9 protein-coding genes are annotated in these 11,015 nt (G+C 64.0%); 2 read left to right on the plus strand and 7 right to left on the minus strand.

Features of this window, described 5'->3' with window-relative positions; genetic code table 11:
* Positions 1-10: 10 nt before the first annotated feature.
* From RIF85_RS12105 to RIF85_RS12135, 7 genes are all read right to left on the minus strand, one after another.
* The gene (locus tag RIF85_RS12105) at positions 11-1,411 is read right to left on the minus strand and encodes an alkaline phosphatase family protein (protein ID WP_309072154.1); all 1,401 of its coding nucleotides are present in this window, start codon (positions 1,409-1,411) and stop codon (positions 11-13) included.
* 54 nt (positions 1,412-1,465) lie between these two features.
* Complete coding sequence (gene eboE / locus RIF85_RS12110) at positions 1,466-2,590, minus strand: metabolite traffic protein EboE (RefSeq protein ID WP_309072155.1); 1,125 nt, start codon at positions 2,588-2,590, stop codon at positions 1,466-1,468.
* Entirely contained in the window at positions 2,590-3,468 is an 879-nt protein-coding gene (locus tag RIF85_RS12115) for a TatD family hydrolase (protein ID WP_309072156.1), read from the minus strand. Before RIF85_RS12115 ends, eboE begins: the two co-directional genes overlap by 1 nt.
* A 12-nt stretch (positions 3,469-3,480) precedes the next feature.
* Entirely contained in the window at positions 3,481-4,983 is a 1,503-nt protein-coding gene (locus RIF85_RS12120; protein WP_309072157.1) for an EboA domain-containing protein, read from the minus strand.
* Positions 4,980-5,873 carry an SCO3242 family prenyltransferase gene (locus RIF85_RS12125; protein ID WP_309072158.1) on the minus strand — a complete coding sequence of 298 codons (894 nt, stop codon included), beginning with the start codon at positions 5,871-5,873 and terminating at the stop codon, positions 4,980-4,982. Before RIF85_RS12125 ends, RIF85_RS12120 begins: the two co-directional genes overlap by 4 nt.
* Positions 5,870-7,120 (minus strand): inositol-3-phosphate synthase, encoded by a 1,251-nt coding sequence (locus tag RIF85_RS12130; protein WP_309072159.1) that lies wholly within the window; start codon positions 7,118-7,120, stop codon positions 5,870-5,872. Before RIF85_RS12130 ends, RIF85_RS12125 begins: the two co-directional genes overlap by 4 nt.
* Positions 7,121-7,197: 77 nt before the next feature.
* Positions 7,198-8,151 carry a sugar phosphate isomerase/epimerase gene (locus RIF85_RS12135; RefSeq protein WP_309072160.1) on the minus strand — a complete coding sequence of 318 codons (954 nt, stop codon included), beginning with the start codon at positions 8,149-8,151 and terminating at the stop codon, positions 7,198-7,200.
* 384 nt (positions 8,152-8,535) lie between these two features.
* Between RIF85_RS12135 and RIF85_RS12140 the strand changes: the two genes are divergently transcribed.
* Both RIF85_RS12140 and RIF85_RS12145 read left to right on the plus strand, forming a co-directional pair.
* Positions 8,536-9,744 carry an ROK family transcriptional regulator gene (locus RIF85_RS12140; RefSeq protein ID WP_309072161.1) on the plus strand — a complete coding sequence of 403 codons (1,209 nt, stop codon included), beginning with the start codon at positions 8,536-8,538 and terminating at the stop codon, positions 9,742-9,744.
* Positions 9,745-10,194: 450 nt separating this feature from the next.
* On the plus strand, positions 10,195-11,015 hold an 821-nt coding region (locus RIF85_RS12145; RefSeq protein ID WP_309072162.1), incomplete at its 3' end, for a sugar phosphate isomerase/epimerase.

The raw sequence follows: 11,015 nt of genomic DNA on the forward strand, positions 1-11,015 counted from the left end.
GGCACTAGTGCTAGTTCAGCATCCCCTGGGTCTCGAGAACCAAGCCCTTCACGGCAGCTGCCGGCACCTGTCGGCCCGTGGCGACCAGGTTGTTGACGGAGGCTGGGATCTCGGCCTGTGAAGCGATGATCAGCGGTGTGCCGGCTGACGAGTCGGGCAGCCTGCCATGGGTGCCGCGTACGTGAGTGGGGTCCAGGGGGACAGTACTCATGGCGTACCGCAGGCCCAGTTTCTTCTTCAGAAGGTTGAGCCCCGCCTTCGCCTTGGCGAATTTGTCCGCAGGATCGAAAAAGAGCTCCGCGGGGTCGTACCCGGGCTTTCGGTGAATGTCGACGCCGCGGGCGTACTCCGGTGCCCGGTCGTCGTCCAGCCAGAAGTAGTACGTGAACCACGCACCTGGTTCTGCAGTGACTACCAACTCGCCAGACCTCTCATGATCCAGTCCATAACGGCCCTGAGCCTCACGATCGAGCACCTCATCCACGCCTTGAACCTCCTGAAGAAGTGCGGCTACGCGCTGCACGTCCGCGGGGTCGGCGACATAGACGTGCGCCACCTGATGGTCGGCGACTGCGAAAGCCCGCGACGTCCATGGGTCAAGTTGTTCCCTGCCGTCCTGGACGTAAACCTCGAGCAGGCCTTCGCGCCGGAGGACCCGGTTGATGTCCACCGGAGTATGTGCCTCTTCGATGCCATACTCGGAGACCACGATCACTGCGTACCCCCGGGATTCCGCCTCGTCCAGCAGCGGGGCAATGACTGCATCGAGTTCCGCAGCGGCTCGTGCTGCCTGGGGCGAATCGGGGCCGAACCGTTGCAGATCGTAGTCGAGGTGAGGCAGGTACGTCGTCAGAAGATTCGGTGACTGGTTGCGCATGACGTGCCGGGTGGAATCCACAAGCCACTGGGTTGACTTGATGGCAGCGGTTGGACCCCAGTACTGGAACAACGGGAAGTCTCCGTAATGTGCCACCAGTTCATCGTGCAGTTCGGCTGGGCGAACATACGCATCCGGAGACTTTCGCCCGTCGGCATGGTAGATCGGCCGCGGAGTGACGGTGATGTCCGTAGACATTCCCATGGCGTACCACCAGCAGATATTTGCCGACCGATACGAAGCATCCTGCCGTCGGGCGGCTTCCCAGAGCTTCTCTCCGGTCACGAGCTTGTTGTGCTGGCGCCACAGGTACACGTCCCCGAGCTCCCGGAAATACCAGCCGTTCCCGACGACGCCATGCTGGGAAGGCATCAGACCGGTCAACATGGTCGACTGCACTGTGCAGGTTACTGCCGGAAGGACGGTCGCCAATTCGGACGACCATCCCTGCGCAGCAAGATTCGACAGGCGCGGCATGTCCCGCAAAGCTTTGGCTGTCAGCCCGACCACGTCTAGCAGCAGAACCGGTTTCACTATGTGTTTCCTAACTCACTTTGATCGGGCGCTGAATGGGGAACTCCTGCAGGGTCAGGTAAGGGACGTTGCCCGGAGGAGGTGGGTCTGTGCCCACGCGATCTCGGCAGCGATTCCCTCCACGATCCCGGCGGGTGGTTCGGGCAGGACGTTCCAGGTGTAGGTCTCGATGTCGAGATGGATCTGTTCGTTATAGGGCAGTCGTCCGACTTCGGCGACCGTTTCCCGCAGAACGTCGGCGGTTGTCTCCAGCGGAGCTGACGGAATGTGGTGGAGCGGAATGTGAAAGTGCACGCGCCAGGGGCTCTCGCCGGGCAGGTCGATCAGCGCTTCTGTCAGGTCGTCGGCGGTGAGTACACCGGATGTTCCGGATTCCCGTACCTGATGGAGATAGCGCGGTTCCGCGAAGGTGGACAGCGCTGCACGCGCGGCAGGGCTGGAAGGGTCGCTGACGTGCAGGGCAGATGACGCCTGGACCTTCACGACCCGCAGGCCGGCTGCATCGATCTGGTCGATGGCTTCCGCCGGGTCCGCGAAGGACACCGCGAGATGGCAGGTGTCCACGCACAGGCCAATGAATTCCGGGTCGATGCCTGAAACCACGCGTGCGCCCAGCCAACCGACCACGTCGGACACTGTGTCGAGCACACACCCGGGCTCCGGTTCCACCGCGATACGGACCGTTCTCCCCGTGCGGTCCCGCAGCTTTCGCAGGCGGGTACTAGCCTCGGCGAGTGCGGTGGAGGCGGCGTCGTCGTCGTGCTGCGTCCAGGGTTCCCGCCAGGCGAGCGGCAAGGTCGAAATTGATCCGGCCACGCCCTCGGGCAGCAGCGCCGCAAGAATCTCGGCGCAGTCCATGGTGTACTCGAGCCTTGCGGCCTCCGCCCAGGTGGGCTTATAGACATCATGCTTGACGACGTCGTTATGGAAGCCGCCGTAGGGAAATGCATTGATCGTATGCAGCTGCAGCCCCTCCGCCGTCAACACTTCACCAAGTGCAGCGAGATCATCGGGGCTGCCGGCCAGCCGGCGCGCCAGCTCCGCGGGAATCCAGAGGCCGACGCCAAGTACATCACGTCCCGCACTGCGGCGGATGGGCCCGGAGTATCCGCGCAGCTGCCGGATGACGCCGTCGAGATCTTCGGCAGGATGGACGTTCGTGCAATAGGAAAGGAGCATCAGACGCGCGCTCCCCTTAGAACGGAATTCCCCTCGAACCCCGCAGCGGCGTCTGGCAGCTCCGCCGCGTCGAAGCCCGGGATGGGGTCGAGGATCAGCTGGCCGCTCTGTCCGTAGAATTCGACGGGGTTGCGCCAGAGGACCTGGTCGACGTCGTCCGCTGTGAAGCCAGCCGCGAGCATCGCCTCTCCGGTGCGGCGGGTCTTCAGGGGATCCGACCGTCCCCAGTCAGCCGCAGAGTTGACCAGAACGCGCTCGGTTCCGTAGCGGCTGAGGATGGCTACCATCCGCTGTTCGTCCATCTTGGTATCCGGATAGATTGAGAAACCCATCCAGGCGCCTGCTTCCTTGACGAGCTCCACGTTGGTCTCGTTGAGGTGGTCGACCACCACCATGCCGGGTGCGACGCCGGATTCCCGGACAACATCGAGTGTCCGGTGAGTGCCCGCGAGCTTTTCCCGATGCGGGGTATGTACCATCACCGGCAGGGAGTACTCACGCGCCAGTTCCAGCTGCCGGCTGAAGGCCTCATCTTCGGCGGGAGTCATGGAGTCATAGCCGATCTCACCGACGGCCACCACCCCCTCCTTCACCAGGTAGCGGGGGAGCTCCTCCAGAACGGGCACGCAGCGGGGATCATTCGCCTCCTTGGGGTTGAGCGCAATGGTGGCGTGGTGCCGGATACCGAATTGCGCTGCGCGAAACCGCTCCCAACCCAGCAGGGAGTCGAAATAGTCGATGAACGAACCCACGTTCGTGCGGGGCTGCCCCAGCCAGAACGCCGGTTCCACCAGCGCGCGTACTCCGCTCGCGTACAGGGCCTCGTAGTCGTTCGTGGTGCGGCTGGTCATGTGGATGTGCGGGTCGAAGATGCGCATGGCTGGCTTCCCTTAAGAAGAGGTGGAGTAGCCGGAGGAGGACCGCAGGAGCAGGTGGACATCATCCGGAATGGGGCGTCCCGCGGCAGTGCGTTCGGCCGCATAGTCGCTTGCCATTCGGGCAAGTTCGGTGTCTGCACGCTCGTCCAGGTCTGTGACCGCCCGGAGGCTGATCCCCATGAAGACCAGCTTCAGCACCGCATGGCGCCAGCTGTGCTGATCCAGATGGGCTGCCGCGAAGGGTCCTACGGCTGCCGCGACCAGGCTGGTTTCATTCGTTCGGAGTGCCTCCTCCGTCAGACGCAACCCCACGCCGACGACGACGCCGGGAAGGGCCGGCGATGCGGTTGCCAGGGCAGACAGTCCCCTCAATACGCCGCGGCGCTCGGACGAGTCGCCGCGGTTGTAGAGCCCGAGCAGGGTTTCGGCGAGTTGGTCCGGCGGCAGGAGCCCGCCGAGTCTGCCGATCAGCTCTCCCCGGGCGTGGTCACTTACAGCACCGAACAGGACACCGGTGGGATCTGTGTCCGGATGAAGCGGCTTCCGACCCACACGGCGGGCCGCAAGGGCGAAGATCCGCGGAAGGCTGGCAGGATCGGCGGCGACCGCCGTCGTGCTTTCTTCCAGCCACCGTTCTCTTTCCTTCATGGCGTGTACTTCCTCCCAGGCGGAACGCAGTGCTCCCATGCTTCGCACCGCGAGGCCTGGACCGTCGTAGGAATGCCGCGGCAGCTCGACGGCGGCAACTCCCCGGTAGTCGAGCTCGGCCAGGGTGGCGAGCGCCGAAGTGAGGTCCACTGTGCCCTCTCCGAAGGGCAGGTGTTCGTGGGCGTGAGGGCGCATGTCGTCGAGCTGGATGTTGGCCAGCAGCGGGCCCGCCTGGAGGAGGGCTCCGCGGACGCCGTCCGGCTCCACCACAACACAGTGGCCAATGTCCACGGTGACGCGCAGATTGTCCGGCTCATCGAGCTCGGCACGGAGGCGCAGCGCGTCGGACACCGTTTCAACGAGCATTCCCGGTTCGGGCTCGACGGCCACCAGCACGTTTCGGCCGCGTGCATATTCCACGATCTCAGCGACCCTGGGAATGAGCCGCTGCCACCCGGTTTCCGGGGAAGCTCCGTCCGGAAGTACGCCGGAGAAGAAGGAGACGCACTCTGCATCCAGAGCGGCCGCGATGTCGACCGCGCGGCAGAGGAACGAGACTCTGGTGGCCGCCTCTTCGTCGACGAGAGCCGGCTTGTGCTTGTGGCGGGGATCAAGCAGGAAGCGCGTGCCTGTTTCGATGACGACGCGCAGCCCTAGCTCCCTAAGCGTCTCCCGCAGCGCCTGCAGTTGCGCGTCAAGGTCCTCGGCGAACGGATCAAGGTGTGGATGTCCCAGGGTCAGCGCTACGGCGCCGTAACCCTGCTCGGCGAGCAGCTCGAGCGCGATGGGGAGGGGATGGTCTGTGAAGCCGTTGGTTCCGTACCCCAGGCTGAAAGGCATCGGGGGCAGCGGTGGCGCTGCTGTCATGACTCGCTGATCCTCCGGCTTCGGGGACCCGAACGCAGGATCTTGCCGCCCAGATCCACCGCCGCCAGGACCGCGGCAGCAGCAGAGTTCCCGTGGCGCAGCGTGAGTGCCGCCTGCAGCGGGATCATCGCGCGAATGCCGGCCTTGGTGGCGACAAGCGCGTTCATCGCGTCCGGATTGCCGGCTGCCCGGAGCTGTGCGGGTGCACACCGGGCGGCGTACGCTGCCACCGCAGCAAGCACGGAAAGGACCCAAGTAGGGCGACCGGCGCCGGCTTTCAGGGCACCGGTGGCTACCGAGCCGGCTAACAGGGCGGTGCCGGCAGCGACCCCGGAGGCCGTCGTCGTCGTTGTTCCGTTGACTTCGCCGCGCGAAAGGAGGGTGACAGCCACCGTGTGGCCACCCATGATGCCCGCAGCGCCAAGGGCAGGGCGAAGATGGGCGGACCCGGCGCCCATGAGGACGTCGAGCGCACGGCAGGAGCCCATGGTGAGTGAGCCGAACACGGGGTGGTTTTTCGCCAGCAGATCATAGGTCCAGATCGAGACGGCGAGGGGCGCTCCCACTGCCAGGGCGCGCCTGCCTCCGCCGACAGCGCTCAAACCCAGCCCGGCAACAGTGAGAGTTGCCGCAGCAGCAAGTGCATTGCGCGCGCTGATCCTCCCGGATGGGATGGGTCGCTCCGGCCGCTCCCGGGAGTCGATCTCCCGGTCGGCATAGTCGTTGAGCGCCATGCCGCCGGCGTAGAGGCAGGCGCTTGCGAGTGGAAGGGCAAATCGCCGGCCGCTGAGCGGGTGCCCTGCGGCAGACCCGCCTGCAAGGGTGTCGCCAAGGACGGTCAGGATGGCCGGTGCACGCACCAGTTCAAGGTAGTTGTGGATCGTGCTCACAGTTGATCTGGGCTCCCTGCGCCGGCGGTGAGCTTAGTGGTGGCCGCTTTTGTCCACTCGACGAGGTTGCGGGTCTGGTGTGCGAACGCGTGCTCATCACTGCCCCAGGGATCCTTGAAGAAGAACCCCAGTGCTTCAACGTGACCGTACTCTCCGGCTGCGTGGGCAAGGGCCATCAGACGTGAGAGATCCAGCACCATCGGCGCAGCCAGCATGGAGTCATATGCGCTCCAGGTGGTCTGCAGGGTGAGACGGGAGCCGAGGAATCCCTCAATATTGATGTGATCCCACGCCACCTTTGTTTCACCCAGATCCTGGACGTTATCGATGTGCAGCGGAGTGACAGCGCCTCCGGTCAACTCCTGGAGCCCGCGGTTCTTGGACTGAAGCTTTCCCGAGACCGCCTGCGGGTCGGCGAGGGTTGCTCCGTCACCGCCGCCGAGCAGGTTGGTCCCTGCCCAGGAAAGGACACGGAGCCCTCGGGCGGCGAGCGCGGGAGCAAGGACCGAGCGAAGCCAGGTCTGGCCGGTCTTGCCGTCCTGCCCGGCGGTCGGAACGCGATGGTGCGTGGCAAGCTCACGCAGGGCGGGCACGTTCAGTGCGGTGGAGGGCGTGAAACAGATGTAGGGGGAGCCTGCCAGAATGGCGGCGTAGGCGGCGACCGAACTTGGCGGCAGCACGGCACGGGTCGCATCCTCAAGAGCAGCCAGCAACAGGTCTACGTCAGAATGTTCCGCGATCGGCTCAACCGGCGCCTCGGTGGACGCGACATCCAGGACAATCACGCGGGCCAGCGCGTTGGCTTGCCGGAACTCCGAGATGTCGTGGGCCAGCCGGCGAGCGACGTCGGCCTGTGACTCCGATTGTTGTGCTGGATCGTAACCCGGCCGCACCCGCTGGTCGGCCTCCACAAGCTGTGCGCGGACGGACTCGAACAGGTGCAACGGGAGCATCCCCGATTCAACGAGTGCCTCGGCGCGCTTCGCCATGCCGACACCACTGATGTCATGGCCACCCACCACGAGGTCGCTGAAGTCAGGAAGGGCTACACCTCTGAAGGGCTCCTGTTCGGTTACGCAGCCCGTGGCCGGAGTAAGTCCGGCGGAGATGGCAGCCAGGCCAACTGCGGCGGTCGTTGCCACGGAGCCGCGGGCACCAATGAGCCAGATGCCGGTCTTCCCATAGGGGTAGGACGTTTGTTCCGTGCGTGTAGTGACGCCCGGCGTCCCTTCCGGTGATGTACCCAAGTCGAGGTCCTTTCGAAGTGCAGTAGCGCGAAGTTTCTCCGGGCGGCTCCACGGAGCCGCCCGGAGAAAACTACGCGTCAGAAGGAGTAGCAGGTAAGGAAGTTGAAGCTGTCCTCGGCGAATTCACGGGTTGCCGGGGCGCCGTCGCGCTCCACCACGTAGTACTTCACCGATCCCTGTGCGGCATCGAGGATAGGTGCCCAGTCGATTTCGCCTTCTCCCACGTCGGTGGGGATGGCCCGCGCGTCACCGTTGAGCAGGCCGTCCTTCACATGCAGGAGCTCGATCCGGTCGCCGTGCTCTTCGATCAGCTGAACGACGTCGATTCCTGCGTCAGCAGCCCAGAGGACATCCAGCTGGAAGGTCACATAGCGCGGGTCGGTGTTCTCGACGAGGATTTCCCAAGCGCTCTTGATCTCACCGGTCTCCGGGTCAGCGAACTGCGTGGTGAATTCGCCCTGATGGTTGTGAACGAAGATCTTGCCGGTGCCGGCCTTCTTCGAGCGCTCGCCCAGCCGGTTGAGAGCATCTGCCGTGGCCAGCGTGTTCTCGAGCGTGCTGATCCCAGGCGATGCAGATCCACCGGAGCCCATGTACTTCTGTCCGATGGTCTTTGCATAGGCGATCGTCGCGTCGAACTGTGCCTCGTTGGTGCTGCCGTGCGACGTGGGAGCCTTCAATCCGTATTCACCGAGCAGTTCGGCGAACTGCTCGGCAGTGCGGCCCTCATAGGTCCCACCGAAAGGCTCGACGTTCTTGTATCCGATGTCGCTGAGCTCTGCGAGTACAGCCTCTGTGCCAACTGAACGGGTCCAGCCTGCATAGCTGAACATCTGGATGGAGATCTTGCTCGCAGGGATGCTTCTGCCCGAGCATTCGGAGGCTGAGTTGGCGTTCGATGATGCTGGGGCGGCGACTGCGGGGCCGGTCAAGACAGCTGTTGCTGCGATGGCAAGTGATGCCGCTGCTGCCAGTCTGCGGGTTGATCCCCGACGTGAGCGCGTGCCGCCGGAATGGATGTCCTTGATCAAAGCTTCCTCCTTGAAGTGATGCTGCATCTGATGCCGAGTTCAATCCGTGATCTGTTCCGAGATTCAGTCCGAGCAAATCTGACTCTCCTGCCCCGGGCGGCCTAGCCAGAGAGCAGAAGAGACCTCGATCACAATGAACCTAACACGACTAATGACGACGAACAACGAATGTATCGCTCCTGTCGATATATTGACGTAACCGTATGCAGGTGTTAGATCGATCAGGCCAGAAGCGCTGGTCCTTCAGTATTTGATCTCGACAAAAGCGCTAAACGCCTGTCCTCCCGGCTGGTATTTCTGCCCGCCCGTGATCCCGAAGCCGGGGCGCTGGCGGTGACCACCAGGGCACCCCCGTTTCGTCGAAAGGTGTGCTGTAATTGGTCGATGAGTGACATAAGTAGCTTCAACGGCCTCGGTTCTTCTGGAGCGAGCGAGCTCTTCCAGATCCTGCGAGACGGTCGTCCCCGCACCCGCACAGAGCTCGCGGAGCAGATGGGGCTGGCGCGCTCGACCATTACGCTGCGCATAGAGGCGCTCATGGAGCTTGGGCTCGTCGGTTTCGTCGACGATGCTGTGTCCACCGGTGGCCGCCCCTCATCCCGTATCGCCCTCAAAGCGGGCAGCAAGATTGTGCTTGGCGTTGACATTGGAGCATCACACCTTCGCGTTGCGGTCACGGACCTGACCGGCCATCGCCTGCGAGAGGCTACCCGCACGATCGAGGTGACGCAGGGGCCCGACGTCGTGCTGCACGCCGTCGTCGAGTTGGCAACCGAACTGCTGGAAGATTCTGGGCGGGCGATGACGGACCTCCTGGCCATCGGCATCGGAGTTCCAGGGCCGGTTGAGCACAGGACCGGCAGGCCGATCAATCCCCCGATCATGCCCGGGTGGAACGGATTCGATGTCCCGGGTTACCTGCAGGCGCACTTCCACGTGCCCGTTCTCGTCGACAACGATGTGAACATCATGGCTTTGGGTGAGCGCAACGTCGCCTGGCCCAATGTGGACAACCTCATCTTCGTGAAAGTTGCGACCGGCATCGGTTCGGGCATCGTCTCGAGCGGCATGCTGCAGAGAGGCGCCGACGGCGTCGCCGGCGATATTGGCCACATCCGGGTCCATAACGGCGGCGGCGTTCCCTGCCACTGCGGGAACAAGGACTGCCTGGAAGCGGTGGCGTCAGGGCCGGCGGTCGCCACAAAGCTGCGTGCACTGGGCCTGGAGGCGAACTCGAGTGAAGATGTGGTCCGGCTTGTCGGATCAGGCACCACGGAAGCTGTGCATGCTGTGCGTCAGGCCGGTAGGGATGTGGGCGAGGTGCTCTCCGCCTGCGTGAGCCTGATCAACCCCTCGGTAATCGTCATCGGTGGCTCGATGGCCCTCACGGGCGAACACTTCATCGCGGGGATCCGTGAGGTCGTCTACTCGCGCACGATCCCGCTTGCCACGCAGCACCTGCAGATCGTCCAGTCCAGTTCCGGACTCGACGCGGGCGTCCTCGGCGCCAGCATGCTCGCCATTCACCACGCCATGTCGCCGCAGCGCATTGACGCAATGGTGATGGGCCTGTCCGGATCCATGGCGGGCTAGAAGGTTCTACAGCTGTCGGCGACTTTTGCTTGACAGACAACAAAACCCCAAATTAGTCTCAGATCACACAGCCCGGACGACGGCGACGCTGCCCCTGAGTACGCGCACCGGTATCCGGCCAAGCACGAGAGCTACTACTTTCAGCTTGGATTTCACGTGGGAGCAACACGTGAAATCAGGGAATTCATGACCGTTCCGCCGTGCACAAACGTCGGCGCCGTGACTTCCTGCCACCATCGCGTCTGCGCATGTTGACGGCAACGGTGGAGTGCCGAGCGCGCGGCGAAGACGCTGCGCGTCAAGCAACCAATCGTGGGCGACGCCGTCGTCCGGCCATCAACGGCGTCTGCCGTGAGTCCCCCAAGTTACCAACCCGCTGCAATGCAGCAGCAGACGCGCTTCCACCAAAGCCGGTGGCGTGCGTCATTTCCTGCCAGAAAGGCAAACAATATGTGCTTCGGATTCAATGCCCCAGGCGCCCTTCGTCGTTCACTGGAAGAGAAGGGCGTCGACCGGCGCAGCTTCCTGAGGGGAGCAATGGCGGCGGGTGTGGGTGTCGGTCTCGCCGGGCTCGGCGGGACGGCTGCCATCGCAGCTCCCGCGGCGAAGGGTGCAGGCCGCCCGGTTCCTCCGGGACTCATCAGCATCCAGCTGTACACGCTGCGTTCGATCATGCGGGGTGAAGGGGTCGATGCTACGCTCGCGACCCTCGCCGACTTCGGTTACACCAAGGTGGAGCTGGCTGGGCTGTACGGACGCACTGCCGAAGCGATGCGGTCGACTCTGGATTCCCTGGGAATCACACCCTCCTCGAGCCACGACGGAATCAGCGCCACTCCCGCGGCGCTGGAGACCAAGATCGCCAATGCTGTGACGTTGGGCCAGACCCACATCAATGTGCCGTTCCTTGTTTCCAACTCGGCGGACGACTGGCGCCGCTGGGCCGACCAGATGAACGCCGAGGCTGCCGTTGCCCGCGAGGCAGGCCTTAAGTACGGCTACCACAACCATGCGCACGAGTTCACCACCGATCTCGGCGGCGGCGTCACGCCGTGGGACATCTTCACCACCCGCCTCGACCCGAAGCTGGTTCACCTCGAGGTTGATCTCTACTGGGCAGTGACCGGCGGCGTCGGAGTGGGCGCAGCAGACCCCATCCAGTTCGCCATCGACACCATCCAGCAGGCTCCCCAGAAGGTGCTGCAGTACCACGTGAAGGACCGTGATACTTCGGGCGGCTTCGCCGACCTGGGTACCGGCACCATCGACTT

The organism is Arthrobacter sp., assembly GCF_031179385.1.
In the GTDB taxonomy this organism is placed as follows: domain Bacteria; phylum Actinomycetota; class Actinomycetes; order Actinomycetales; family Micrococcaceae; genus Arthrobacter_D.